This window comes from Stenotrophomonas indicatrix, from assembly GCA_041545745.1.
In the GTDB taxonomy this organism is placed as follows: Bacteria; Pseudomonadota; Gammaproteobacteria; order Xanthomonadales; family Xanthomonadaceae; genus Stenotrophomonas; species Stenotrophomonas indicatrix_A.
The window spans coordinates 2,395,171-2,421,919 of record CP168152.1 but is presented as its reverse complement, the minus strand read 5'-3'; the positions used below and the strand labels follow the sequence as shown (position 1 = coordinate 2,421,919).

Genomic DNA, 26,749 nt, shown 5'->3' with positions numbered 1-26,749 from the left:
TAGTAACAATTCGGAGCCGCCCCATGAAACGTTTTGCCGCCCTTCTACTGCTGCTTGCTGCTCATTCTGCGAACGCCCACGACGTGCGCCATCACGATGCACACGTCCATGGCCAGGCCGATGTCGATCTGGCCGTGGACCAGGGAACGCTGGAGCTGGCACTGCGTGCGCCGGGCATCGGCATCCTCGATTTCGAACGACCCCCCGCCGACAGCCGCGAACAGGCCGCATTGGCGCGGGCGCGGTCGATCCTGCAGAGCGGCAGCTGGGTCACGTTGCCGAGCGCTGCGCAGTGCCGGCTGGACCATGCCGAGGCGACTGCGGAGGGCTTTGCGCCAGTGGCAGTGGCAACGCAGCCTGGCCAGCACACGCACGCCGGATTCACCGCAGCACTGCGCTACCACTGCGCCAACCCGGCGGCATTGCGTGGGCTGGCATTGCCGCTGCCGACGCTGTTTCCGGGGCTGCATGAGGTGATCGTCAATACCGCAACGTCGACCGGGCAAGGCCGCAGCGTGGTGACCGCCGACAGCCTGCGGGTGCCGCTGGCGCCATGAACGAAGCGGCCATCATCGACCTGCAGGGCGTGCAGTTCAGCTATGCAGGGCGCGCGGTGCTGGACATCGCACAGTTGCAGGTTCGCGCCGGCAGCAGCGTGCTGCTGCGCGGTGCCAGCGGCTCGGGCAAGAGCACGTTGCTGGGCCTGCTGGCGGGCATCCTGCTGCCGGGCCGCGGCAGCATCCGTGTCGCCGGCCAAGCGGTGAACACGCTCGGTGCCGCCGCGCGTGATCGTTTCCGCGCCGATCAGCTGGGCGTGATCTTCCAGCAGTTCAACCTGCTGCCATTCCTGAGCGTGCGCAACAACATCGCCTTGGGCGTGCGCTTTTCGCCACTGCGCAACGCGCGCATCGAAGGTGGGCTGGACGCGGAAATCGCGCGCCTGCTGCGCGCGCTGCAGCTGGACCCGGCACTGATGCCGCGCGCGGCGGGCACACTCAGTGTCGGCCAGCAGCAGCGCGTTGCCGCTGCCCGTGCCTTGATCGGCCGCCCAGCGGTACTGCTGGCCGACGAACCGACTTCGGCGCTGGACCCCGACGCGGCCACGGCCTTCCTGCAGCTGATGTCCGCGCAGTGCCGCGCCGCCGGCACCACCGCGCTGGTGGTCAGCCACGATGACCGCCTGCAGCCATTGTTCGACCAGGTGCTGTCGCTGGGTGATCTGAACCGGGCAGGGGGTGCACATGTTTGAGTTGGCCTGGGCCAGCCTGCGCAGCCGCGCCCTGAGCGTGAGCCTGACCGTGCTGGTCATCACTCTGAGCGTTGTCCTGCTGCTGGGGGTGGAACGCATCCGCACGCAGGCCCACGAGGGCTTTGCCAGCACCGTCTCGGGTACGGACCTGATCGTCGGCGCGCGCTCGGGGCCGGTGAACCTGCTGCTGTATTCGGTGTTCCATATCGGCGACCCGACCAACAACGTGTCCTGGCAGTCCTACCAGGAGCTGTCCACGCTGCCGCAGGTGAAATGGGCAGTGCCGCTGTCATTGGGCGATTCCTGGCGGGGCTATCGGGTGATCGGTACCACTGCCGGTTACTTTGAACATTACCGGCATGGCGCAGGTCATCCGTTGGCATTCGCGCAGGGCCAGCCGTTCGACGATCTGTACGACGCCGTGGTCGGCGCGGAAGTCGCACAGGCGGCGCACATCGGTGTGGGCGCTGACATCGTGCTGGCCCATGGCACCGGTGCGGTAACGCTGGCCACGCATGCCGACAAACCGTTCCGTGTGGTCGGCATCCTGCAGCGGACCGGCACGCCGGTGGATTCTTCCGTGCTGGTTTCACTGCCGGCGATCGAGGCGATCCATGTCGACTGGCGTTCCGGCGTGCAGCTTCGCAGCCAGCATGTCAGTGCCGAGCAGGCGCGCCAGCTCGACCTGACCCCGACCAGCATCACCGCCTTCATGCTCGGCCTGAACTCGCGCATCGCAACGTTCAGCGTGCAGCGCAGCATCAACGAGTATCCAGACGAAGCGCTGCAGGCCATCCTGCCCGGCGTGACCCTGCAGCAGCTGTGGCAGTCGCTGGGTACCGCCGAGCGCGCGCTGCAGTTGATCAGTGCGATGGTGGTGCTGCTGGGCATGGTTTCGCTGATGGCGCTGCTGGTATCGACGCTGCAGGAGCGCCGCCGTGAGATGGCGGTGCTGCGCGCTACCGGTGCGCGTCCGGCCTATGTCGCCTGCCTGCTGGTGGTTGAAGCCGTGGCCACCGCAGCGATGGCCTGCGCGCTGGCGCTGGCCGTGCTGACCTGCGCCAGCGTGGTGGGGTGCAGCTGGGCGCTGGCCAATTTCGGTCTGTCGATCACCCACGTCTGGCCGGACGCGCGCGAACTGGCCTGGGTGGGTGGCGTGCTGTTGATCAGCGCGGTCGCAGGCCTGCTGCCTGCGCTGCTGGCCTACCGGCGCACCCTGGCCGATGGCCTGGCGCCTGCGTCATGAGCACGGGCGTCCGCGGGTTGCTGCTGGCTGCGACCATGCTGCTGATCGCCTGCACGCGGCCGACCGATACCGGTGTGCAGGCACTGCCTCCGTCGCCGGCGCAGAGCAATGCTGGCACTGAAAGCGAGCAGGAGCTGGACTGGTTGCAGATGCTGCCGGGCGATGAACTGGCAGCACTGGAGCGCGGTGAGGGGCCGGAGGTGCAGCACAGCGGCAACCGGCGCATGGCCCAGTTCGGCACGTTCCGTACCGTGGACGCGGTGCTGGATCGCGCAGTGCGGCTGCCGGGCTACGTCGTGCCCTTGGCCAACGCGGCAGATGGTCGTCTGCTCGAGTTCCTGTTCGTGCCGTACTACGGCGCGTGCATCCACGTGCCACCGCCGCCACCGAACCAGATCGTGCACGTGGTGCTGCCGCGGCCGATCGCCATGCCCGATATGTACTCGCCGTTCTTCCTGGCCGGCGTGCTGCGCGCCGAGCGGGTGGACGATGATCTTGCAGGCTCGGCCTACAGCATGGCCGACGCCGAATTGAGGCCTTATGAACCGTAGCGCGAAGGTGCTTGCCGTTCTGCTTCCCGGTGTACTGCTGACCAGCTGTGGCCGGCCCGCCGTGGAGGCTCCGCAGCCACAGGCCAGCAGCGCTGCCGCTTCGCCAGCGGCGCGGTCTGCAGTGATCGACCGCTGGGACGCGCTGATGCCCGGGGAGGACAGCTTCCAGCGTCCACCGCCGCAGATCGGGCTGTCGCGTGGCAACGGCATGGATGGGGTAGGCGGATTGATCGACGACTCCGGTTCGGGCTCGCTGCCCGGGCAGGCCATCGATCATTCCAGCCCTGTGCGCGCGCAGCAGTTCGGCTCGACGGCGGTGGTCGATGGCGTGGATGGAGGGGCGCTGGACCTGGATGGCTATGTGGTGCCGCTGGCGATGAACGACGCCGGGCAGGTGGACGAACTGCTGTTCGTGCCGTTCTATGGCGCATGCATCCACGTACCGCCGCCACCGCCGAACCAGATCATCCATGTGACCCTGGCCACCCCCATCACGATGGGCGCGTTGTGGGACCCCTACCGGCTGTCAGGGCGCCTGCAGGTGAAGCACTTCGAGGCGGACATCGCCAGCGCGTCCTATGACGCAGCCGCGGCGACGCTTTCTACGATCACCCGATGACGAAGCTCCGCGCACGCACCGTCGCGCTGCTGATGGTGGTGCTGCTGCTGGCAGGGACCGGCGTGGCGCTGCTGTGGAACGCAACGCACGCGCCTTTGCCACCGGTAGTGGCATTTCCCGCACCGGCGGCGGAAGCGCAGGCACGCATCGAACATTACCTGGCTGCCGACAAAGCCTTTCGTGATGACCTGCTGTTCCTGCTGGTGGCGACGCTGCGCGACCGCTGCGAACCGGCGCAGGCGGGAGTGCTGGCACGCATGGCCAACCGTGCGTCGCTGCCGGTGCTGGCGGCGGTGAGCACCGTGACCACGCAGGATGCGAGCCTGGACCGACCGATCTACCAGTACATCCAGCACCGCGCCGACGCCACCGGCTGCGGCCAGCCACTGCGCCTGCCGGCAGGCGATGGCGGCAGTGTCGAGGTGGATATCGATCAGTACGCACGCACCTTCCCGGACAGCTACTTCGACCCGCAGCGCAGCAGTGTGCCGCGTGACTTTGGCGGGCGCCCGCTGCCAGAGCGCGCCGGCAACGCCTGCAACAGCGTGGTCTATTCGGTGCTGCCGCTGGGAGGGGTGGATTGGCGCTGCAGCACACTGCGCAGCAACGCTCGTGCGCGGGTGCGTGCGTTGTGCGAAGACGAGATGCAGCGGCAGCACGGCCATCTGCGTGGCGAGCTGGATGCCGAGGTGGGACACGCCATGCAGGACCCGATAGTGCAGGCGGTCGCGGCATTGCCCGGGGAATGCAGGTAAGCCAGGGCCTTGCGGCAGCGGGCATGGCGCCTCCCGGAAGCTGAATGGCGTCCGCTGGGACATTCGTAACTGTACAGGACATCCTGTATAGTTATGGACGTACCCCTTCCCATCCAGGTTTCCATGGCTCTCTCCCCGCCCTTGGACGGTGCTCCGTCCCTGTCGCGCGCCCGACGCTGGTCGCTGCTGTTCACCGTCGCCGCCGGCCTGCTGCTGGTCACGTTGGACAACTCGGTGCTGTACACGGCGCTGCCAACCCTGACCGAGGAGCTCTCGGCCAGTGCCGGGCAGGCGCTGTGGATCATCAACGCCTATCCGCTGGTGATGGCCGGCCTGCTGCTGGGCGCTGGCACCCTGGGCGACCGCATCGGCCACCGCCGGATGTTCCTGGTTGGCCTGGTGGTGTTCGGCATCGCCTCGTTGGCAGCGGCGTTCTCTGCGACCGCAGGGCAGCTGATCGCAGCGCGTGCGTTCCTCGCCGTGGGTGCGGCGGCGATGATGCCGGCCACGCTGGCATTGATCGGGCTCAGCTTCCATGAAGAGCGCGAGCGCAACATCGCCATCGCGATCTGGGGTTCGGTGGCCATCATCGGTGCAGCCCTAGGGCCGATCATCGGCGGCTGGCTGCTGCAGCACTTCTGGTGGGGCTCGGTGTTCCTGATCAACGTGCCGGTGGTGGTGGTCGCCTTCATCGCGACCCTGGTACTGGCGCCGGAAGGGCAGCGCGACAGCACCCGCCCATGGGACCTGTTGTCCTCGCTGCTTGCACTGGCAGCGCTGTCGGGCCTGGTATTGGCGATCAAGTCGCTGATCGCTACGCCGCCCTCGTACGGTGTGGGCGCTGTTTCGCTGCTGCTGGCGCTCAGCGCCGGCTTCGCCTTCAGCCGCCGTCAGCAGCAGTTGCCGTATCCGCTGCTGGATTTCACCATCTTCCGCAATCCGGCCTTCCTTGCCGGCACGCTGTCGGCGGTGTTCACCCTGTTTGCGATGGCCGGGCTGCAGCTGCTCACCACCCAGCGTTTCCAGCTGGTGGCCGGCCTCAGCCCGTTGCAGGCGGGCCTGCTGGTGTCGGTGGCGGCGCTGGGCAGCCTGCCCAGCGCGTTGCTGGGTGGCAGCGTGCTGCATCGCGTCGGCCTTCGCCCACTGATCTGCGGTGGTCTGGCGGCTGGCGCGGTGGGTGTGGCGCTGGTGGCGCTGGGCTTTCCGCATGGCCTGGGCTGGGTGGTGGCCGGCATGGCGATCACCGGCTTCGGCATGGGTGCTGCGATCTCGGTGGCGTCCACCGCCATCCTCAACAACGTGCCGCCGCATCGTGCGGGCATGGCCTCATCGGTCGAAGAAGTGTCCTACGAGTTCGGTGGCCTGCTGGCGGTCGCGCTGCTGGGCAGCCTCAGCGCTGCGATGTACGGCGCGTTCCTGCCGGAGTCGGTGGACATTCCCGCCGCTGCGCGCGAGGGGTTCACCCAGGCGTTGCACGTGGCGCGTGACACGGGGCAGGGGCAGTGGTTTGCCCTTGCAACCGCGGCCTACGATCGCGGTTACCAGATCGTGCTGCTGGTGATCAGTGCGGTGCTGGCGGGCGGCGCGGCGATCATCGCGCGCCTGCTGCGTGGACGCGCCGGTAGCCGCGACGGCGCCGCCGATCGCGTAAAATAGCGGCAATGAGAACCAGCAAGCGCGAGCGCATCCTCGACGCCGCCGTCAGCGTGATCAACCGCGACGGCGTGCGTGCGGTCACCTTTGAATCGGTGGCGGCCGAGGCGCAGTTGACCCGTGGCGGCCTGCTGTACCACTTCCCGTCGCGCGAAGCGTTGCTGCGTGGCATCGACGAGCACCTGGTGCAGAGCTGGGAAGCATCGATGGAGGCGCTGCTGGGCAAGTCGGCTGGCGAGGCCACTGCGCTGGAGCGTTACCAGACCTTCGTGCGCGTTTCGGCGCAGAGTGCCACCCGCGCCGAGCTGATGTTCATGCTGGACTCGGTGGGCCCTGAGTTCCCCAGCGAGCGGCCGTGGGCACCGGTGGTGCAGCGCTGGGCACCTTCGCCACCGGCCGCCGGCAGCGACGACCCTGCGGTGCTGGACAATTTCGTGGCGCGGCTGGCCGCCGACGGCCTGTGGATCTACGAGGCCATGTACGGAGGCCAGCTGGACGAGAAGGTGCGCGCACAGTTGACCGAGCGGATCGGCGGGCTGCTCTCTCCCGAGCAGTCCCGGAAGGCGTAGCAGCCAGTCCATCCGCTGAGGGCGCCCGTCAGGCAGGCGGATGCCCGTGCAGGCCATCCCCCTGCAGTCGCTCCGGATGGGTATACACGTTGAAGCCCCCTTCGCGGGCGAAACCCACCAGGCATAGGCCGGCACCGCGGGCCAGATCGATGGCCAGTGCGGTGGGGGCCGAGACGGCGGCCAGCACGCTGGCGCCGGCGCGTGCCGCCTTGCTGACCATTTCATAGCTGGCGCGGCTGGACACCACCAGCAGGCCGCCATCGATGCTGTGTTCGTTGTGGTGCAGCGCACCGATCAGCTTGTCCAGCGCGTTGTGGCGGCCGACGTCTTCGCGCACCCAGCCGATGCGGCCACTGGCATCGGCCCAGGCCGCCGCATGGGTCGAACCACTGGCAGCATTCATCGGCTGGCGTAGGGCCAGCCCAGCCAATGCCCGCTGCAGGGCAGCCGTCTGATACGTGCGGCGGTCTTTTACCGGCGGCAGTGGGCGCAATACGTCTTCCAGCTGACGTGCGCCGCACAACCCGCAACCGCCGCGGCCAGGCAGCAGGCGCCCGTTGTCCGGATCCAGTGCGGCGCCGGGGGCGTCGGCGGACACGGTCATCTTCAGCTCGATGCCTTCCAGTTGTGGCTGCACCTCGGCGGACAGCAACTGATCAGGACGCTCGATCAACCCTTCGCTGAGTGAGAAGCCCAGGGCGAAATCCTCCAGGTCGCACGGCGTGGCCATCATCACCGCGAAGGCCGCGCCGTTGTAACGCATCGCCACCGGTACTTCTTCGGCGATCACGTCCACCTGTTGCTCCTGCCCTGTGCTGCGCCAGCGTTGCATCGTGCGCAGGGCCGTGCCGGCGGGCGGAGGGGAGGGCGGCGTCGATCCGGGCATGCGGCACATCCTGGGCAAAGCAGAAGGGCAGGCTACGCCCGCAGAATAGCGCAGCCATCCAGTGAAGACGTGGCGGTAACCCTTGCCATGACAGCCTGCTGTGCCACGGCCGGGCTATGGCGCCGCGGTTGCCGGCGTGCTTGACTGGCCACGGCAGCCGGGCGCGGGCCCGGCACTGCAGGCAGGCACTCCACCAACGCAGGTTCCCGACCATGTCCGAACAGAAGCCGCCGCGTTACAAGCCCTACAACCAACCGGCAGGCGGCTGGGGGGCCGCCGGTGCGACCGCCAAGGTGCTGCTGCAGCAGAGCGTGATCGGCAAAGGATCGAAGGCACTGCTGGCGATGAACCAGCCGGGTGGCTTCAAGTGCCCCAGCTGCGCGTTCCCCGATGCCGATCATCGCAAGAAGCTGGAATTCTGCGAGAACGGCGCCAAGGCCCTGGCCTGGGAAGCGACCCAGCACCGGGTGACCCGCGAGCTGTTCGCCCAGCACACCGTCACCGAGCTGATGGCGCAGACCGATTACTGGCTGGAGATGCAGGGCCGGCTGACCGAACCGATGCGCTACGACGCCGCCACCGATCACTACGTGCCCTGCGAATGGGACGAGGCGTTCGCGCTGATTGGCCGCCATCTACAGGCTTTGGACAACCCCGACCAAGCCGAGTTCTACACCTCCGGCCGCACGCCCAACGAGGCGGCGTTCCTGTATTCGATCTTCGTGCGCGAGTTCGGCACCAACAACTTTCCGGACTGCTCGAACATGTGCCACGAGCCGACCAGCCGTGGCCTGCCGCCGGTGATCGGCGTGGGCAAGGGCACCATCGTGCTGGACGACTTCGAACACGCCGAGGCGATCTTCGTCATGGGCCAGAACACCGGCACCAACTCGCCGCGGATGATGAGCAACCTGGTGGAAGCGCGCAAACGCGGCGTGCCGATCGTGGCGGTCAACCCGATGCCGGAGCGTGCGCTGATCCGCTTCACCGAACCGCAGGACGTGGTGCAGATGGCCACGTTCGGTTCCACCGAGATCACCAGCGAGTTCGTGCATGTCCGTATCGGCGGCGACCTGGCGCTGATCAAGGGCATGATGAAGGTGATGTTCGAGCGCGAGGCCCAGGGCGAGCAGGTACTGGATCATGCCTTCCTGGCCGAGCACACCGTTGGCCTGGAGGCGCTGCGCGAGGATGTTCTGGCGCAGGACTGGGATGAGATCGTGCGGGTGTCGGGCATCGCGCAGGAACAGATCCGGCGCTGCGCGCAGATCTATATCCGTTCGCGCGCGACGGTCATCTGCTATGGAATGGGCCTGACCCAGCACCAGCAGGGTTCGCGGCTGCTGCAGCAGGTGGCCAACCTGCTGTTGCTGCGCGGCAACTTCGGCAAGCCGGGCGCGGGCATCGGCCCGATCCGCGGGCATTCCAACGTGCAGGGTGACCGCACGGTCGGCATCGATGAAAAGCCCACGGCGCGCTACCTGGATCGCGTGCAGCAGGTGTTCGGTTTCGATCCGCCGCGCGAACACGGCCACCACGTGGTCGAGTCGATCGCGGCGATGCTGGATGGCAGCGCCAAGGTATTCATCGGCATGGGCGGCAACTTCATCCATGCCGTGCCCGATACCGAACGCGCCTACGAAGCCATGCGCAAGCTGGAACTGACCGTGGGCATCGCCACCAAGCTCAACCGAGGTCATCTTGTGCATGGCCGCGACGCGCTGATTCTTCCAGTGGTGGCGCGTTCGGAGTGGATCCGCACGCCGAAGGGCGAGCAGTTCGTCACCATCGAAGATGCGATGTCCAACGTGACGGCGTCGCGCGGTGTGCTGGAGCCGGCCAGCGAGCACGTGCTGCCGGAGGTGGAGATCGTCTGCCGGATGGCGATGGCAACGTTGCCGGACAGCAAGGTGGACTGGGCCGCGTACATGCACGATTACGGCCCGATCCGCGACCTGATCGCCGCCGTCTACCCTGACATCTACGCAGGCTTCAACGAACGCATCCAGGCACTGCACGGTTTCCATCTGGATATTCCACCGCGCCGGCGCGTGTGGCCGACGCCGAACGGCAAGGCGAACATCCTGGTCATGCCGGGTCTGGAAGTGAACACGGTGGTTGATGACCCGGAGATGCTGCGGCTGGCCACCGTGCGTTCGCACGACCAGTACAACACCACCATCTACAGCTACAACGACCGCTACCGGGGCGTGTACAACGACCGCATGGTGGTGTTCATGAACATCGAAGACCGTCTGGCGCGCGGGCTCGGCAAGGAAGCCCTGGTGAGCCTGGAAACGATCAGCGACGATGGCGTGACGCGGCGCATCGAAGGCCTGACCGTGCTCGATTATCCGATGCCGCGCGGTGCGCTGGCGGGCTACTACCCGGAGCTGAACCCGCTGCTGCCGCTGGACTACTACGACCGCATCAGCGGCACGCCAGCGGCGAAATCCATTCCGGTACGGATGCGCGCGCAGGTCGAGCAGGTCGACCTGCCTGCGTAAGGCAGGACCATGTATGCCAGCCAGCGGGTCTGGCGACGTCGAGCGTATTTGACGCTAGCGGGCGCCCAGGTGCGGGTTGGTGTCTTCGTCCAGGGCGAATGAACAGCGGTAGTAGTCGGCCGTATCCCGCCACACCGCCAGGATGGGCTCCTGGATCTGTGCAACCAGCCCACGAGCCGTTTCCCGATCATTGGCCTGGCAGGCGAAGTAGGCGAACGCCTGCAGGTTCCATTCGTCCGGATAGCGTGCCAGGATGTCCTCGAAGCCGCGTTTCATGCTTGGCCAGTCGACGGCAGAGTCGACGAACAGGCGTTTGCCGTAGTCATCCTGCGAGGCTACCCAGTAGATGCGCGCATACAGCATGTACTGATCTCGCGGCGGTGCCAGTGCCATGACCCGTCGTGCGTAGATCTCCAAGCCCTGCGCATCGCCACCCCATTTCGGCGCGAAGTAGCGGACGGCCGCGAAGTACAGCGGGTAATAGTCTGGAAAGCGCTTGATTCCTTCGTCGTGCAAAGCGATGAACTGCTCCAATGGCCAGCTGCGCTCGATGGCGAGGTGTTCCATCAGCTCGTACCAGTAGGGATCGGTCGAGACGATGGCCTTGTGCTCCTGCAGGTAGTCGATGGCTTGTTGCTGGTAGCTCTTGAAGGGCCCCCAGTCCTCGTCCTTGACCGTGTTGGCATAACCGCTGCCGCGAATGCTCCAAGCGTGGCTGGACAGCATCCTGGCCATGGCCAGGTGCGCCGCCGGTGACTTCGGATGGCGTTCGATCCAGGTGCGCACGATCTTCTCGCGGCCAGCCCAGTAGGCGGGGTCGCGGTTGGTGATGCCGAACGCCCTGGAGATGCCGACGTAGTAGGTGGACAGCTTCCACACGCCGCTGCCGAAGCGCTGGTCTGTCGTGCGATAGCGTTCGCCCAACCGTTCCAGCGCGGCGAAATCCTGCTTCTCGAACAGATCGTTGGCTTGCCGGATAACAGCGTGGCGGTCAGTCAGCTCATCGGCGCGCGCGGACATGGCGCCGCAGAGCAGGACGAGGGCCAGCAGCGATTGCATGATTCCATTCATCGAGACAATTCCGTGTCCTGGAGGGGCCCCGTGCCTGGAGGCTCGGGCGCAACCGCCATCTCGCCACAGACGCGGACAGCACGCAAGCCCGGGGTGAGTCAGCCAGCCGGACAGGCCGGTGGGCGCGCCCGTACGATTCCTCGTTGTCGCTCACCACCGGCACCCTCTGGGTCCAGCGCTTGGCGTTGTAGTCGAGGCTGACCAGGTACACCAGCCGCGCGCTGCGTCTCCGCTGAACGTCATCCATGATGGCACCCGGCAGCGGCGACGGGCGCGTCGTGCGTCGGCTATCATCAGCCCGTGGATATATCCGGCCTACTGCTGCGACTGATGCTGCTCCTGACCCTGGTGCTGAATGCACCGGCGCTGGCGCTTGCCTCGGGCGGCATCAACGGTCAGGCCAGCAATGGTCATTGCGGTGCACCCCACGAGAGCGCCGACATTGCGATCTCTGCCGCGCCTGCTCGCTGCGATGACCGGGACGCAGGCGCGTGCAGCAGCGAGGGTTGCGAATGCGTGCCGGCCAGTGTGGCCATGCTGCCGTCGGCGGCAAGCGTTCCTGCATGGCCGCGACCTGCAGTGCCCGGCGAAGCGCTGCGACCCGGTCATCCCGCGCCTGCGCTGCCGCACCTGATCCGTCCGCCGATCGCCTGATCACGCGCAGGCATTGCGTGCCTGCCGTCCTGCAGTACCCCCTCATCTACCTGACCCACGCGAATCCATCGTGTGGGTGGCAGGCGCTCGCGCCTGCGATTGCGAAGGACAACCTGACATATGAACCGCACGCTTTCCCTGAGCCTGTTGCTTACCACCGTTCTGCTTGGCACCGCCTGCGCGCGTGCCTCCGAAGAGGCCGTGTCCTCGCCCGCCACGGCAACCGCAGCCTCCTCGTCGGCAGTCGCGGCGACGATCGATCCAGAACTACCGCTGGCCATCGTCCACAAGACGGCCAGTTGTGGCTGCTGTGGCGTGTGGGCCGACCACCTCAAGGCTGCCGGCTTCCCGGTTGAGATCCGCGACACCGATGACATGCATCCGGTCAAGCAGCGCCTCGGCGTACCGGCTGGCAAGGCGTCCTGTCATACCGCCGAGATCGGTGGCTACGTGGTGGAAGGCCATATTCCGGCCAGCGACATCAAGCGCCTGCTGAAGGAACGACCGACGGCGCGTGGCCTGGTGCTGCCGGGCATGCCGGCCGGATCTCCGGGCATGGAAATGCCGGATGGCTATGTGCAGCCGTATACCGTAGAGCTGGTGCTGGCTGATGGCAGCACCGAGCCCTTCGCACAGCGCGGGCAGGGCGGCTGACAGGGGTTCAGCGGGCGCGGCGGCGGATTGCCGCCGCGCCTGTTCAACGCTGCTTTTCGCGTTCCTTCTTCAGCTGCGCATCGAAATTGCGTTCGGCCGTATCGGCGTAGCCTTTGCAGGTCATCGCCTTGGCTGCTGCCGATGCACCCGCGGCGTAGTTCCAGCCGCTCGCACCGGGGTGCGGGGTCAGCAGGATGTCGCAGGGCAAAGCGCGTACCGTGGCGAAGCTGCGATGGTAGTCGTCGATCAGGTGCGGATAGCGCGGGTTGTCCTGCAGTTGATAGCCCGGTGCGCTCAGGCTGTCGGCGTAGACGATGCGCACGGGTTTTCCTTCACGGGTATCGGTCCAGGTCCAGGCGGTGCTGCCCGGGGTGTGGCCGGGCACGAAGTGCGCGGTGAAGTCGATGCCACCGAGCGAGACCACCTCGCCGTCCATGATGATCCTGTCGGCGGTTGCCGGCGGATAGGTGATGCCGTCCCCGAAGTGCAGGTCGTTGCTGCCGCCGCGTGCCAGCAGCACCGCCGATTCTGCATTGGCCACGATCTGCGCACCGGTGCCGCGCTTGAGCGCCGCAACCGGGCCGGCGTGGTCGGCGTGGGCATGGCTGAGCAGGATCAGGCGCAGATCATGCGGCGCAACACCGCGCGCTTTCATGTTGCGCAGCAGGTGATCGGCCATCTGCGGCATGCCGCCATCGAGCAGCACCGCGCCCTGCGGCGTCTGCACCAGCAGCGCGGTCAGGTCTTCGGTGCCGATCTGCCAGGTGTGGTCGGCAATCTGCAGCGGCGCCATCGGCTGCAGCCAGGAGGCATCCACGGTGTAGGCGCGCAGCTGCGGAAGCGTCGGTTCGGCGGCAGAAGCCGCAGCGGGAAGCAGGGCAGCGAGCGTGATGGCGAGGGTCTGCAGGCGCATGGGAGGACACCGATGAAGGAGGCCCAGAAACTAGCATGGGCCTCCTTCGTCGCGTCACGCATAGATTTCATGGCACCCATAAGGGCGCCATCTCTCAGTAGCGGTACTGCCATCCCAGCGTCAGTACACGCCCGCGGCCGGCAAAATAGCTCGGGTTGGATGGCGTGGTCTGCGAGTAGTAGGTGATGTACTGCTTGTTGGCGAGGTTCTGCACGCCCAGGGTGAAACTGCTCTTGTCCAGCGCATAGCGGGCGACCAGATCGAACGTGGTGTAGCCCTTGAAACTGGCCACCGGCACGCCGCGCAGGTCGAAGTCGCGATCGAAGGCATGGCTGGCCTGCAGACGGGTGCTGAGCTGCGAGGTCCAGCTCTGCTCCCAGAACGCGGTCAGCCGGTTCGGGGCGATGTTGACGCCCGCCAGGTCGCTTTCCAGTTGACCATCCAGATTGGCGTCGTAGCGGCCATTGGCGCGGGCGTAGCCCAGGCCGAGGCGGCTGTCGCCCAGGCGCAGGCGCAGGTTGGTCTCGAAGCCTTCCACCCGCGTAGCCTGGCGCTGCACGTTGTAGGCATCGATACCGGCGTCATAGACCAGTACCGAACCCAGTTTGGATTCGGAGGTGTAGTACGCGATATCGCCGCTGAAGCGACCATCGTCATATTCCAGTCCGATCTCGCGGTTGTCCGACACCACCGGCGACAGGTCCACCAGGTTGTCCACGCGCTGGCCATCGCGGTTGATCGCGCGCAGCACGCGGCCAACATCGGCCACGGTGTAGCCTTCCGAATACGACGCGTAGGCGTTGAGGCGATCATTGATGTACCAGACCGCGCCGAAATTGGGCAGCGTCTCGCTCATCGTCGGTTTGCCACCGGCCACCTTGCGTGCGCCGTAGCGGGGCAGGGTGGTGTAGTCGCCTACTTCCAGTTCGCCCTTTTCGTAACGCAGGCCAGCGGACAGCATGACGTGGTCGGTGGGCCACCACTGCAGCTGCAACAGCGGCGACAGGCTCTGGTAGGTGGTCAGCGGCACCCAGTTCAGGCCGCTGGCCAGCAGTACCTGGTGGGTGCGGTCACGCAGGCCATCCAGGCCCAGGGTCACGTCCAGCGACGTGTCGCCGATGCGGCGCCAGCTCTGGGTCAGCTTGAAGCCGCGTTTGTCCGATTCGTTCTGGGTCTGGTCCCAGGCGGCGTTGGCACCCGTGTTGCCCCACGGGTCCCACTGGCTAGCGCCGTAACGCCCTTCGAAATCAACCGCGAAGGCCTGCGCCAGGAACTGGCCGCCGAACAGATCGGCATTGCTGTAGTCCAGGGTCAGCGAGCGTGAGCGGTTCATCGGCGGATCGAGCGGCGTATCGCCGGGCACCGACGTGGCCGGGCGACCGCTGCGGAAGTTGCCATCCACGGGCAGGTAATTGTCCAGGCCGCGCAGTTCGTAGCGATTGGCCATCAACTGCAGGCGCTGGCCTTCGGCGATGTTCCAGCCAAGCTTGGCGAAGATGTTGGTCGAGGTCGAATCCATCAGTTCGCCCTGCGCATTGGTGCCGATCGCACGGCCGTCGCCGTCGTAGTACAGGCCCTGCCGCTCATGGGCCAAGCCGGCAACGAGGTCGAACTGTTCGCCGCGGATACCCACCAGTGCCGAAGCACGCTGGCCATCATCGTCGCGGCGGCCCGGCGAGGCGGCAGTGAGCGACAGGTTGCTGTCCAGCAGGAAGGCGCCCGGTTCGCTCGGCGCGCTGCGGGTGATGATGTTGACGATGCCGCCGGTGCCGCCGATACCCTGCAGCGCGTTGGCACCGTGGATCACTTCGATGCGTTCGATCATCGCCGGATCGATGGTATGTGAATCACGCGAACCATCGCGCAGCGGCGTGGACTGCGGCACGCCGTCGACCATGTAGAGGATGCCGCGCCCGCGCATGCTTTCGCCATAGTTGGACATCTTCTCGCGCGCCGGGGCGAAGGCCGGGATCTGCGAGGACAGTACGCGTGACACATCCGAGCCCAGTGCCAGCTGTTGCTGGATGTCCTCACGGGTGAGCACGGTGATGGTGTTGGGCATGGCGGTCTCGCCCTGCGGCATACGCGCAGTCGACGCCGACACGGTCACTCTGCCGAGTGAGGTCGCGGCTGCCGGCGCTGCTGCGGTGCGCAGGCTGTCCGCTTTTGCTGCCGGCGCCGCGGTTGCGACCGCACTGCGGATCACGAACACGCCTGGCGAGCGCTCCTCGACGTCCAGGCCCTGGCCGGCAATCAGCCGTTGCAGCGCCTCTCGTGGGGCATAGCGGCCGTCCAGCGCTGGCGCCTCGCGGCCGGCAACGCTGTCCGCAGCGAACAGCAGCTGGATGCCGCTCTGCCTGGCCATCGCATTGAGTGACTGCTGCAGCGGCGCCGCCGGAAGATGGACGTCCACCGTCATGGGGGTGGATTGCGCCGCCACCGGAAGGGCGGCGCACAGGCTGACGGCCAGCAGGGCAGGCGTCAGGCGGCGCAGGGCGGCGGGCAGGGCAATGCGGGTCATGCGGGGTCCTTCAGAGGGGTTCAAGCAGCAGCCGGATGAGCAGGGCCACAACCCACCCCCGATGCGGAATTCAGTGGTGCGCGGAGATGTGGACGCTGCCATCGTCGCGGGGGTGGACGACGACCGGCAGGATCTCCGGCAGCAGCGCCAGCGCGGTGGCGGCATGGTCGCCATCGAACACGCCCGAAACCTGCAGCGTGGCCAGACCGGGTTCGTCCAGTACGATCGCGCCGCGGTGATAGCGCTGCAGGCTGCGTATCACTTCGCCCAGCGGGGTCTGCGCGAACTGCAGCCTGCCCTCGGTCCATTCCCCGCTGCCGGTGGCGATCGGCTGCGGTTGCTGGACCGGGCCTGTCCCTGCCAGCAGCTGCTGGCCAGGATGCAGGCGCTGCTCGCCATCGCGGCCAGTCACGCGCACGCCGACCTTGCCGCGCCACAGGCGGACTTCACTGCGGTCACCGCGTCGATCCACATCGAACACGGTGCCGTAGTTGCGCACCTGCACCGGTCCGGCATCGACCTGGAACCGACGCCAGCGCGACGGCGCCACCTCGAAGCGGGCGCGTCCGTAGACCAGCACCATGCGGCGCGAACGCAGATGGCCGCGCACCTGCAGATGGCTGTCTGCATCCAGTTCGATGCGGCTGCCATCGGCCAGCAGCACGTTGCGACGCTCGCCGATGGCTGTCTGGCAATCGTGCTGTTGCCAGCCGGGATCGAAGGCGTAAAGCCCGCCCAGTCCAGTCACCAACAGCAGGCCGAGCACGGCGCCGCCGATCTGCCGGCTGCGATGAGGCCGATACAGCTGCACCGGGTCGGGCACCGGAAACAATGCCTTGAGGGTGTCCCGATGTTGATCCAGCACACGATCAGGCGAAGGCGCGCCGGTTCTGTCCGGGCGTGGGGTGCGCGGGCGGCGTGGTGCTGTCACGTCAGCGCCCGCACATCCAGCGTCTGCCGGCAATCGAGCATCGCCAACCGCAGATGCCGCTCGACGGCCTTCAGGCCGATGCCCATGCGCCGCGCAACCGCCGCCTGCGGCAGGTCATGGATCTTGTGCAGGATGAACACCTGGCGGCGGCGGCAGGGCATCGCACGGATGACCTCGACCAGCCGTTCCAGTTCCTGCGCGGCGGCCGCCTGCCTGGCAGGGCCGGCGCCTTCGCAGGCGGCATCTGGCAGTTCGGCACGGGGTTCCACCCACTGGCGGCGCAGGTCTTCGGCACGGCAACGATCAACCGCGGCGTCATGCGCCATCCGCCGCAGCAGCGCCATCGGTTGCCGCACATCTGCCGGGGTGGGGCGCTCCAGCAGGCGGATGCAGACATCGTGCACCACCTCGCGGGCCAGCCCGGGTGAGGCGAAGCGACGGCGCAGGTAATCCACCAGATCCTCGTAGTGGCGCACCAGCGAGGACACCAGCGGCAGCGCAGGTGATGGGGAGTGCGGTGGCGTGGACATCCGGGAAAGCGGCGCAGACGGGGAGGGGTGGGGCCACGCAAGGCCAGCCCTGCGCGGTGCCACGATAGTAATGGGAACTGTTCGCATTTGCTATCGAGTGTGCCACGGGGGATTGTTCGTGGCCGCTGGAAAGTGAATCCACGATCACCCTCTGCAGCGCACACTCGGCCGCAGATAGGCTGCAGGGCAGCCATCGGGGAGAGTGACCATGCACGTGCTTCTGGTGATCGTCGGCGGGTTCCTGTTGCTGGGCGTCTTCGCCCTGTTCGGCAGGCTCTGGAGCACAGGCAGCTCGCAGTTGCCAACGGCGCTGTTGGCCTTCATCGGCACCTGGCTGCTGGTGTCGGTGGCCAATCTGTGGGTGGGGGTCAGCCGGGCGGGCTATGCGGTGCGCGAGGAGCTGCCGATCCTGTTGCTGGTGTTTGCCGTGCCGGCGCTGGTAGCCGGTGTCATTTTCTGGCGGCTGGGCCGCTGAACCGAGGATCCGCGATGCCGGCAACACCCCGTCTTCCTGCCCTGCGTCGTCGCGACGGCCATCATGCGCGGGTGACCTACGAAGAACTGTTCTTCGATCTGGTCTACGTGTTCGCCGTCACCCAGCTCAGCCACCACCTGCTGCACCACCTGGGCCTGCTGGGCGTGCTGCAGACGCTGGTGCTGTGGTTTGCGGTCTGGCTTGGCTGGCAGTACGCGTGCTGGGTCAGCAACTGGTTCGACCCGGAGGCGCCGCGCATCCGAGGCCTGTTGTTCGTCACGATGCTGCTGGCGTTGCTGATGTCTTCGTCCATCCCCGAAGCCTTTGCCGGACGCGCGTGGATATTCGCCGGCGCCTACGCCACGATGCAGGTGGGCCGGACGCTGTTTGTCCTGCTGGAAGTAGGGCGCGCGCACCCGCTGGCTGCAAATTTCAGGCGCATGCTGGCCTGGGTCAGCGTTTCGGCCTGCTTCTGGCTGGCTGGTGCAGCAGTCGAGGGCAATGCGCGGCTGGCGCTGTGGGCGCTGGCCGTCGCCTGTGAATACATCTCGCCGATGTTCGGCTTTGCGTTTCCCGGCCTCGGCCGTTCGCGTACCCGCGAGTGGACCATCGAAGGCGGGCATCTGGCCGAGCGCTGCCAGCTGTTCGTGATCGTCGCACTGGGTGAGACGCTGCTGGCAACCGGCGGCGTGCTGAGCGAGGTGGAGCACTGGAGTGGAGAGGTGGTTTCGGCGGTGCTGGCGACCTTCGCCGGTACGATCGCGATGTGGTGGCTGTACTTCGGCATCTCCAGCCGGGACGCCACCGACACCATCACCCGCTCCGACGACCCGGGTCGCATCGGCGCCTATTTCCACTATGTGCACGCGCTGTTGATCGCCGGCATCATCGCCACCGCCGTCGGCAATGATCTGGTGATGGACGAGCCGGAGGCGGCAGTGACCCTGCCGTATGCCGCGATGCTTGCGGCGGGGCCGTTGATCTACCTGTTGGGCAGCGCACTGTACAAGCGGGCGGTCTACGGCCGCGTTCCGCGCTCGCACCTGGCAGGGGCGGCGGCGCTGGTCGTACTCGGCTTCGTGCTGCCATGGATGCACCTGCTGGCCGCAGGGTGGCTGACCAGCATCGTGCTGCTGGCGGTGGGGCTGGCCGATACACGGCTGAAGCACCGGCGTCTGCCGCGGGACTGACCGCCTGCCACGACGGTGCCTGACAGGTCGCAGCGGATCGAACTCAGCCCTGTCCTATGGGGAGGGGGGCAGGGCGTCGATAGCCTCGTGATCCCATCACCGGCCCTTCCACGGGAGCGCCGTCCCGACGCTGTGCGCCGGGGCCGCCTCCTGCTCACCCATGCACTGGTTTCCCTCCCTTCCACCGCTGTTGCGCGGTCGCAGCTCCTTCGACGGCGAAGACTGCGATGTCAGTGCGTTGCGCCGCTACCAGCACCGCGTGCTGCTGTGGGGCGGCTGCCTGCTCAGCCTTGCCATCGTGGCCGGGGTGGTCGCGCTGGTGCTGCTGCACGCCAGCGGCTTCCAGACACGTCGTCTGGAAGGGCTGCAGCGCACCCATGCGGCAGTCGAGGCGCATCTGGTGGCGGCGGACGCGGCACACCAGCGCATGTTGAACATGGCCGAGTATGCCTGGCGGCATCGTCCGGACAGCGACGTCGCCACCCGGCTGGCGGAGCGGCAGCGCTACCTGGCCGGTGGTCAGCGGATGATCGTCAGCGCCGGGCCCGAAAGCGCTCCGCAGATGGTGTTGGGGGTCGGCACCGACACCTGGCCTCTTGCCCGTCTGGACCGCTATCTCACATTGGCCCATTCGTTGTCGGTGATCCGCAGGCTGAGCACGCCACAGGGAGAACCGGATACGGCCGCCAGCGGCTTCTTCTTCGATCCCAGCCACCAGTTCCTGGTGCTGGGGGACGGCTTGACCGAACAGCGCCTGCTGGCTGCCACCGGTGCCGGCCATCGTGCGGGATTGTTCCGGCACCTGCAGCGGCTGTCGACGCCCTCCGCAGATGCTGTGCCTGGCACGGCCAGCGACATGCAGATCACCTTGGTGCGCCATCCTGTGAGCGCCGCAGCTTCGATCGCGGTGCGGCTTTCGGCGCACGACAAGGGCGGCGCGATCGGTACATTCGTGACCCTGGAACCGACAGATCGACTCGCACGGGTGATGGCGGTTGCAGATCGTGGCACGTCATTCGTGGTGACCGCTGATGGCCGCGTGGTTGCCGGCACCGCGGATGCCACCGGATTGCCGCTGGACAGCGCAATGCGTGCGCTACGCGCTGGCAGGCAGGGCGACGGGTCCGTGGTGGCGTTCCGGCAGGGGCCCCGCTTCTACCAGGCGTTGCGTGTCGCCGGCACCGACTGGCTGCTGGTGAACACCTATTGCGTGGGTGACATCGCCCAGGATGGCAGGCGTCTGTACGCTGTGGCCGCCGTGCTGGGGGGCGGACTACTGCTGGGCCTGTGGACGTTGCTTGCCTGGCTGCACTGGCGCGTGTTCGGCCCCGCGCTGGCGCGCGCAGCACGCGTCTACCAGGGCGAGCAGCTCAGCCGGTCCCTCATCCAGTTGTCGCCGGTGGGCCTGTGCCTGATCGACCGCAGCGAGGCCCGCCCTGTCCTGCAGAACGAGCTGATGCGCCACTATGCCGCAGCGGCCGAGCGCAGTGGCGTACCGCTGTACCTGCAACTGGTGCAGCTGGCGTCCGAACAGGAGTCCGGGACCGGCACGTTCCAGGCGCCAGTGGAGTTCGAGCTGCCTCTTCCTGCCAATGACAAATCGCCCGGCCGGCAGCTGCTGGTCGGTGCCGTCGGCGCCACCTATCAGGGGCGCAGCGTACTGCTGTGCGCGCTGCGCGATCTCAGCGCGCGCGTGGAGCTGGAGCAGCAGCAGGCGCAGGCACGCCAGGCCGCCGAAGCGGCAAGCCGCGCCAAGGGCATCTTCCTGGCGACGATGAGCCACGAAATCCGCACGCCGCTGCACGGTATCCTTGGCCACCTCGAACTGCTTGGCCGTTCCCCGCTCGATGAGGATCAGCAGGCCCGACTGCGCCGCATCAACCAATCGGCCGACTCACTGCTGCAGATCATCAATGACGTGCTGGATTTCTCCCGTGCCGAAGCGGGCCAGCTGGAGCTGCAGGCCGAAGCATTCGAACCGATCGCCCTGCTGGAGCGAGTTGCCGTGTTGTTCTCCCCGCTGGCGGAAGCCAAGGGGCTGGTGATGGATCTGTCGGTGGATGCGGCGGTGCCTACCCAGGTGGAAGGCCCGCAGGCGCGCATCGAGCAGGTACTGCGCAATCTGGTCAGCAATGCGGTGAAGTTCACCCTTTCTGGACGCATCGCGCTGCGGGTTCGGGTGGAAGCGCAGGATGAATCACTGTTGCTGCATGTGGAGGTGGCCGACTCGGGCATCGGCCTGAGCCCGTTGCAGCTGGAGCGGCTGTTCCAGCCCTATGTGCAGGCCGATGCGAGCATCATCACCCGCTTCGGCGGGTCCGGACTGGGGCTGTCGTTGTGCCGGGAACTGTGCCTGCGGATGGGCGGGGAGATCCATGCGCGCAGCACGCCCGCCGTGGGCAGTGTGTTTACTTTCGCGGTACCGGTGGGGCGGGTGGCGGGCGCCGCGCCTCGGCCGCTGGCGGGACGCAGCGTGGTGCTTGCCTCGGCGGCAGCCGGCTGGAGCGATGAACTGAGCCGGCGCCTGCAGGCATGGGGCGCCCATGTGCAGGTGATGGATGATCCGGGCCTGTTGGCCCTGCACGATGTCGATGCGGCCACGCCGCTGGTCCTGTTCGAGCGGGCACCCGCGCGGGATCTGCCGATCTTTGCCGAGGACGGACGATGCGTGGTGCGGGTCAGTGCCGATGGCCCCCTGCGTGCACAGCGTCGGGGGTGCACCTGGCGGGTATCCTGCTATTCCGGTGAATCGCTGCTGCAGGCGTTGCTGGCACCGTCCCAGCGGCCGGGGCGGCGGCCGCTGGCGGTCGGGCAGGGCTTGGACTAGATTCATTGCGGGCGCCATCGCACGACATCATTCAAGGGGAATCACCATGCATCCGGCCGCGCCAACAGCGCCCATCAACCAGATCGATGCACTGCGCAGACTGCAGCGACGCCTGCTGTTTGGTGGTGGCGGGCTGATCAGCATCCTGATCGTGTTGACGGCCGTCGCCAGCCTTGTCGGTGGCATCGGCGCGTTCCACTCGCGCGAGCGGCAGACCTTCCAGGAGGCGCAGTCCGCGTTGGATTATTTCCTGTCCCAGCGCGATCGCGCCTATGCCAACAGCATCAATGCCAATGATGCATTGTGGACTGACCAGCAGGACGAGCTGCGACGATTGGGTACCCCTCTGCTCAGTGACTTCCTTGCGCAGGGACAGCAACTGGTTGTGCGTGCTGAAGGACGCGCTTCGGTTCCATGGCTGGTGTTGGGCAACCCCTCGCAACCCATGCCGCCGGACGAGCTCCAGCCCTATCTGGGAATGCTGCACGAATACTCGGTGTATACCGCCGCTACCATCACCGCCCTGCAGTCCCAGGGCCCGACCACCATGTTCGCGTATGAGCCGCGAGGGCGACTGCTGGCCGTGGCCGGTGTGATCGACGAGGCCCAGCTGCTGCAGACCCTGAAGGTGCCAACCCGTGCACAGGCCTTCGAAAAGCTGATGCAGATGGAGACTGCCGTGGGCGATCAGGTTCCCGCGCCCGGTCCAGTGGTGGGCGCGGCGCAGGGCCGTCGCCTGGTGTCTTTCCTCGGTGAAAATCCGCTCAACGGTCAACCTGCGCTGATCGGTGTGATGACCATGGCCCGTGCGGACGCGCCGTACTTCCGGCGCGTGGTGTTCGAATCCATCGACAACCTCAAGGGACGACTGGAAGCAACCGATCCCGGCAGTTACCTGGTGACCACCGGTGACGGACGTGTGGTGCTGGCGGGCGGGGCGCTCGCGCAATCACCTGCCACGTTGGCTGCGGCGCTGGCAGATGCGCGATCGGCCGCAGGGCAGCGCCAGTACCACGATGGCCGGTTCCTGGTCAGCGGCGCGCTGCGCGGGGTGGATTGGCGCCTTACCCACCTGTACGGCTGGGCAGACCTGTGGCGGGAGCAGCATGCGGCGATCCTGCTGCGCGTGTTCACTGCACTGCTGATCCTGGCTGCACTGTGGATGCTGCTGTGGCGGATGGACCGTCGCGTCTTCGCACCCGCGTTGGCCGATGCCTCGCGGGTGTATGAGAGCGAAGCGCTGAGCCAGGCCATCATTGGTACTGCACCGGTGGGCCTGGCGCTGCTGCGCCGGGCTGATGGTGCCGCTCTGCTGCAGAACCAGGTGGCGCGCGATCTGGTCGGCGAATCCGGCCAGGACGAAGCCGTCCCGGAGCTCTATGCCCAATTGATCGCGCATGCACGTGGGCTGCCAGCCCGTGGCGGTGAATTCAACTGGGCGCTTGATGCCGGCACGAACGACGCCCGCCAGCTGCAGGTCGCCCTGGCGGCAGCCAATTACCACGACCAAGCGGTCTGGGTGTGTGCGATGCGCGATGCTACCGCGCAGGTGGAACTCCAGCGCACGCTGCAGCAGGCGCGGCAGGATTCGGAGCGCGCGCGCGAAGCGGCCGAGGCCGCCAGTCGCGCCAAGACCACATTCGTGGCGACGATGAGCCATGAAATCCGCACGCCGCTCAACGGTGTGCTGGGGCACCTTGAGCTGCTGGCACGTTCACCATTGCAGCCCGACCAGCATGAACGCCTGCAGCGGATTCGACTGTCGGCCGATTCGCTGATGGCGATCATCAGCGACGTGCTGGATTTCTCCAAGATCGAAGCAGGGCAGCTGGACATCGATCCGCTACCGTTCTCGCTGCGCCCGCTGATCGAACAGGCCGCGCTGCTGTACGCCCCGGAAGCGCAGCGCAAGGACGTGAAGCTGTACTTCGCCATCGACCCGGCGCTGGATGGGACCTTCATCGGCGACGTCCACCGTATCCGCCAGATCCTCAACAATCTGCTGAGCAATGCGGTGAAGTTCACTGCCTCCGGTCGCATCACCCTGCGGGCTGAGGATGGTGGCGGGGCAGGGGAACAGCGGCAGCTGCGCCTGCAGGTGGTCGACTCGGGCATTGGTCTTTCCGAGGAACAGGTCGCCACGCTGTTCCGTCCCTTCCAGCAGGGCGATGCCAGCGTCTCCCGGCGCTACGGCGGCAGTGGTCTTGGCCTGGCGTTGTGCCAGCAGTTGGCGCAACTGCTGGGAGGGCGGATCCAGGTGCAGAGCACGCTGGGTGTCGGTAGCGTGTTTACCCTTGACGTACCCGTTCACCGTTCAGTTGTCGCGACAGCGCCGGACCAGCCACTGTCCGGTCGTCGCATTGCCCTGTTGTCGTCGGCGCAGGAGTGGCGGCAGGAGATCGGGCAGTTGCTGCACCGCTGGGGCGCCGATGTGACGGTGATCGAGCGACCTGCGGATGGCGCTTCCGGAGCCACGCTGCTGATCTTCGGCGAACGCCGTGCCTGGAACGATGAAGAGGAGCTGGCGGTGCTGCCCAGCTATGCCAGGGTCGTGCGGGCCTATCCAAGGGGGCCGTTGTCGCCTGAGCAGCGCGATGATGCGGTGCACGTTTCCTGCTATGCCAGCCCCGCGTTGCTGCAGGCGCTGCGCGGGGAGTGGATGCCTGTGGCGCGGGCGCATGACGCTGCGCCGCAGGCCGAAACACGTCGCACGCGAGGCCGTGTTCTGTTGGTGGAAGACAACCCGGTCAATCGCGAGCTGATCCAGCAGCAGCTGGAGGAGCTGGACTGCCAGGTCGACGCAATGGAAAACGGGCAGGTGGCGTTGACCGGCTGGCAACCAGGGGCGTGGGATATCGTGATGACCGACATCAACATGCCGGTCCTCGATGGCTACCAGCTGGCACGGGCCCTGCGTAGTCGCGGCGAGACGCTGCCGATCCTCGCCGTGACCGCCACTGCGCTGGCCAGTGAACGCGAACGCTGCCGCGCTGCGGGCATCGACGACCTGCTGCTCAAGCCGCTGGACCTGGCCCGGCTGCTGGCGATGCTGGATCGCTACCTGCAGGCGCTGCCGTCGCCGCCACGGTCCCCTTCGCCGGCAGGAAAGGACAAGCCGCACAAGCTGCGTGCATTGTTCGTGGAAAGCAGCACCCGCGACCTGGACAGGATGCAGGCTGCGGACGAGAGTGGCGACGACGCGGCGCTGCTGGAGCAATTGCATGCGCTGAAGGGCGTGCTGCTGATGATGGGTGAAAAACCGCTTGGCGCTCGTTTTGGCGATGCTGAACGGTTGCTGCGAGAAGGACAGTCGTTGTCGAAGGATGAACGCGGTGCACTGCTGTCCGATCTGCGCGACCTGATCGAAGCCTATCGCGATGGCCTGCGGGATGGAGCGTGAGCAGGCTGTTGCTACTCCGTATCCGGCCTGACTGTGCGCAGTCCCAGCTCGCTGGCGAACTTGAACAGGTCGGCGTCCTTGTCGATGCCGAGCTTGGCCATTCCGGCGGTCTTCTGGGTACTGATCGTCTGCTTGCGACGGTCCAGTCGGGTTGCGATTTCATTGACGCTCAACCCGGAGACGAACAGCGCCAGCACCTCGTGCTCGCGGGGCGACAGCGCCGCGATGGCACGCGGGGCCCCGCGTGCAGGGAGCAGTTGGGTGATCGACGGCGACAGGTAGCGACGGTTGGCCCATGCCGCTGCGATCGCCGCCGGCACGTGGCTGGTGTCATCGGCCTTGCTCAGGATGTGGTCGATGCCACTGGCGTGCAGCGCCTGGATCATCGCCGGCTGGTCGAGCCCGGTCATCACGATCAGGCGCAGGTCCGGAAAGCGCGCGCGCAGGTGATCAAGCAGCTGCAGACCGTCACCGAAGGCGCCGCCGGGCATGGCGTAGTCGGTCACCACCACATCGCAGGGGGTCTGCTCCAGCAACGCGACCAAGGCCGAGGAATCCCCCACCGCGCCGATGCAGGACAGGGTAGGAATATCGTCGATGGCAGCTTCAATGCCCATGCGGATGACCGGATGGTCGTCGGCGATGGCAACGCGGATGATCGGATGGGACATGGAGGGTCTCTGTTGCTTAAACCGACAGAAATTGCCGTAATTTGCACGAACCACTATAAGACAGCCGAACGCCCTCTGACAGGTCGTGCGGTGCACCATCACGGGAGGAAGCGAGCATGCCGTTGAACATCGTCGTGGCCGATGACCATCCGGTCCTGCTGGCCGGCATGGAGCACCTGCTGCAGGCCGCGCCGGGCCTGGCCATTGCCGGGCTGGTACGCGATTCCACCGAACTGGTCGATCTGCTCAGCCGCACTCCGGTGGATGTGGCGGTCTGCGATTTCTCGATGCCCAATGGCCGCTATGGGGACGGCGTTACGCTGCTGCGCTTCCTGCAGCGCCGCTTTCCGACCCTGCACCTGGTGGTACTGACCGGCATGGAGAGTCCTCTGGTTCTGCGCTCGATACAGCGTGCCGGGGTGTCCTGCATCGTCAGCAAGAGCGATCCGCTGGAGCAGCTGGTTCCGGCTGTGCACGCCGCCAGCCGCAGCCAGGCCTTCATATCAGCGGAGATCGCGCGGCTGATCGCCGAGAGTGGCCCGCAGGGCGATGTGCAGGAGACCGAGGCCCTGTCGAAGCGGGAATCGGAGGTGCTGCGGATGTTTGCCGAGGGGCTGAGCGTGATGCAGATCGCCGAGCGCGTTGGACGCAGCCGCAAGACCATCAGCACGCAGAAGATCGCAGCGATGCGCAAGCTGGGATTGCAGCGCGATGCGGAGATCTTCGAGTACGCGCTGACGCACGGCCTTGTGCAGGCGTCACAGAACGCACGCGCAGGCGCAGGCGGGGATGGATCCACCGACTGATTGAGGACGGGTCCGATGGACCCGGCGTCGCCCATGCCTAGGCTCGGAGACATATCCCTGCTGCGGTGACG

The 26,749-nt window shown here is 66.8% G+C and carries 23 protein-coding genes; 16 read left to right on the top strand and 7 right to left on the bottom strand.

Annotation, left to right across the window (positions count from 1 at the left end):
• Positions 1-23 precede the first annotated feature (23 nt).
• The 8 genes from ACEF39_RS11145 to ACEF39_RS11110 all read left to right on the top strand — a co-directional run bounded on the left by ACEF39_RS11145 (position 24) and on the right by ACEF39_RS11110 (position 6,642).
• Positions 24-557: a ZrgA family zinc uptake protein gene (locus tag ACEF39_RS11145; protein ID WP_500285065.1), complete on the top strand. Its 534-nt coding sequence runs from the start codon at positions 24-26 to the stop codon at positions 555-557.
• A complete protein-coding gene (locus ACEF39_RS11140) occupies positions 554-1,249 on the top strand; it encodes an ATP-binding cassette domain-containing protein (protein ID WP_500285064.1) in 696 nt (231 codons plus the stop codon). Before ACEF39_RS11145 ends, ACEF39_RS11140 begins: the two co-directional genes overlap by 4 nt.
• Positions 1,242-2,495 carry an ABC transporter permease gene (locus tag ACEF39_RS11135; RefSeq protein WP_500285063.1) on the top strand — a complete coding sequence of 418 codons (1,254 nt, stop codon included), beginning with the start codon at positions 1,242-1,244 and terminating at the stop codon, positions 2,493-2,495. Before ACEF39_RS11140 ends, ACEF39_RS11135 begins: the two co-directional genes overlap by 8 nt.
• Positions 2,492-3,046 (top strand): DUF3299 domain-containing protein, encoded by a 555-nt coding sequence (locus ACEF39_RS11130; protein WP_500285062.1) that lies wholly within the window; start codon positions 2,492-2,494, stop codon positions 3,044-3,046. Before ACEF39_RS11135 ends, ACEF39_RS11130 begins: the two co-directional genes overlap by 4 nt.
• Positions 3,036-3,665, top strand: a complete 630-nt coding sequence (locus ACEF39_RS11125; protein ID WP_500285061.1) for a DUF3299 domain-containing protein — start codon at positions 3,036-3,038, stop codon at positions 3,663-3,665. The genes ACEF39_RS11130 and ACEF39_RS11125 overlap by 11 nt, the downstream gene beginning before the upstream one ends.
• Positions 3,666-3,697: 32 nt before the next feature.
• Entirely contained in the window at positions 3,698-4,420 is a 723-nt protein-coding gene (locus ACEF39_RS11120) for a hypothetical protein (protein ID WP_500288009.1), read from the top strand.
• A gap of 123 nt (positions 4,421-4,543) precedes the next feature.
• Positions 4,544-6,076: an MFS transporter gene (locus ACEF39_RS11115; protein ID WP_500285060.1), complete on the top strand. Its 1,533-nt coding sequence runs from the start codon at positions 4,544-4,546 to the stop codon at positions 6,074-6,076.
• Positions 6,077-6,081: 5 nt separating this feature from the next.
• Positions 6,082-6,642, top strand: a complete 561-nt coding sequence (locus ACEF39_RS11110) for a TetR/AcrR family transcriptional regulator (protein WP_500285059.1) — start codon at positions 6,082-6,084, stop codon at positions 6,640-6,642.
• Between the two features lie 28 nt (positions 6,643-6,670).
• On the opposite strand, the gene fdhD is transcribed toward ACEF39_RS11110, so the two are convergent.
• Positions 6,671-7,528, bottom strand: a complete 858-nt coding sequence (gene fdhD / locus ACEF39_RS11105) for a formate dehydrogenase accessory sulfurtransferase FdhD (RefSeq protein ID WP_500285058.1) — start codon at positions 7,526-7,528, stop codon at positions 6,671-6,673.
• A gap of 212 nt (positions 7,529-7,740) precedes the next feature.
• Here fdhD and ACEF39_RS11100 point away from each other — a divergent pair, with 212 nt between their 5' ends.
• Positions 7,741-10,035, top strand: a complete 2,295-nt coding sequence (locus ACEF39_RS11100) for an FdhF/YdeP family oxidoreductase (protein ID WP_500285057.1) — start codon at positions 7,741-7,743, stop codon at positions 10,033-10,035.
• A 54-nt stretch (positions 10,036-10,089) separates the two neighbouring features.
• Here the strand turns inward: ACEF39_RS11100 and ACEF39_RS11095 are convergent, their stop codons facing one another.
• Positions 10,090-11,106 carry a DUF4034 domain-containing protein gene (locus ACEF39_RS11095; RefSeq protein ID WP_500285056.1) on the bottom strand — a complete coding sequence of 339 codons (1,017 nt, stop codon included), beginning with the start codon at positions 11,104-11,106 and terminating at the stop codon, positions 10,090-10,092.
• Positions 11,107-11,436: 330 nt separating this feature from the next.
• Here ACEF39_RS11095 and ACEF39_RS11090 point away from each other — a divergent pair, with 330 nt between their 5' ends.
• Both ACEF39_RS11090 and ACEF39_RS11085 read left to right on the top strand, forming a co-directional pair.
• Entirely contained in the window at positions 11,437-11,760 is a 324-nt protein-coding gene (locus tag ACEF39_RS11090; RefSeq protein WP_500285055.1) for a hypothetical protein, read from the top strand.
• 120 nt (positions 11,761-11,880) lie between these two features.
• Positions 11,881-12,414 carry a DUF411 domain-containing protein gene (locus tag ACEF39_RS11085; RefSeq protein ID WP_500285054.1) on the top strand — a complete coding sequence of 178 codons (534 nt, stop codon included), beginning with the start codon at positions 11,881-11,883 and terminating at the stop codon, positions 12,412-12,414.
• A 43-nt stretch (positions 12,415-12,457) separates the two neighbouring features.
• Here ACEF39_RS11085 and blaL1 read toward each other — a convergent pair whose 3' ends face one another.
• The 4 genes from blaL1 to ACEF39_RS11065 form a co-directional block, all read right to left on the bottom strand.
• Positions 12,458-13,327 (bottom strand): L1 family subclass B3 metallo-beta-lactamase, encoded by an 870-nt coding sequence (gene blaL1, locus ACEF39_RS11080; RefSeq protein ID WP_500285053.1) that lies wholly within the window; start codon positions 13,325-13,327, stop codon positions 12,458-12,460.
• A 94-nt stretch (positions 13,328-13,421) separates the two neighbouring features.
• Positions 13,422-15,848 (bottom strand): TonB-dependent receptor, encoded by a 2,427-nt coding sequence (locus tag ACEF39_RS11075; RefSeq protein WP_500285052.1) that lies wholly within the window; start codon positions 15,846-15,848, stop codon positions 13,422-13,424.
• 70 nt (positions 15,849-15,918) lie between these two features.
• Positions 15,919-16,671 (bottom strand): FecR family protein, encoded by a 753-nt coding sequence (locus tag ACEF39_RS11070; protein ID WP_500285051.1) that lies wholly within the window; start codon positions 16,669-16,671, stop codon positions 15,919-15,921.
• 104 nt (positions 16,672-16,775) lie between these two features.
• Positions 16,776-17,309, bottom strand: coding sequence for an RNA polymerase sigma factor (locus ACEF39_RS11065; protein WP_500285050.1), 534 nt, complete (start codon positions 17,307-17,309; stop codon positions 16,776-16,778).
• A 208-nt stretch (positions 17,310-17,517) separates the two neighbouring features.
• Here ACEF39_RS11065 and ACEF39_RS11060 point away from each other — a divergent pair, with 208 nt between their 5' ends.
• The 4 genes from ACEF39_RS11060 (at position 17,518) to ACEF39_RS11045 (ending at position 25,201) form a co-directional block, all read left to right on the top strand.
• On the top strand, positions 17,518-17,784 hold the full coding sequence (locus ACEF39_RS11060) for a hypothetical protein (protein ID WP_191077996.1): 267 nt from the start codon (positions 17,518-17,520) through the stop codon (positions 17,782-17,784).
• 14 nt (positions 17,785-17,798) lie between these two features.
• Entirely contained in the window at positions 17,799-18,974 is a 1,176-nt protein-coding gene (locus tag ACEF39_RS11055) for a low temperature requirement protein A (protein ID WP_500285049.1), read from the top strand.
• 160 nt (positions 18,975-19,134) lie between these two features.
• Positions 19,135-21,801: an ATP-binding protein gene (locus tag ACEF39_RS11050; RefSeq protein ID WP_500285048.1), complete on the top strand. Its 2,667-nt coding sequence runs from the start codon at positions 19,135-19,137 to the stop codon at positions 21,799-21,801.
• Positions 21,802-21,847: 46 nt separating this feature from the next.
• Positions 21,848-25,201, top strand: coding sequence for a hybrid sensor histidine kinase/response regulator (locus ACEF39_RS11045; protein ID WP_500285047.1), 3,354 nt, complete (start codon positions 21,848-21,850; stop codon positions 25,199-25,201).
• A gap of 11 nt (positions 25,202-25,212) precedes the next feature.
• On the opposite strand, the gene ACEF39_RS11040 is transcribed toward ACEF39_RS11045, so the two are convergent.
• On the bottom strand, positions 25,213-25,872 hold the full coding sequence (locus ACEF39_RS11040) for a response regulator (protein ID WP_500285046.1): 660 nt from the start codon (positions 25,870-25,872) through the stop codon (positions 25,213-25,215).
• A gap of 116 nt (positions 25,873-25,988) precedes the next feature.
• Here ACEF39_RS11040 and ACEF39_RS11035 point away from each other — a divergent pair, with 116 nt between their 5' ends.
• Complete coding sequence (locus ACEF39_RS11035) at positions 25,989-26,678, top strand: response regulator (protein WP_500285045.1); 690 nt, start codon at positions 25,989-25,991, stop codon at positions 26,676-26,678.
• The last annotated feature ends 71 nt before the right edge of the window (positions 26,679-26,749 follow it).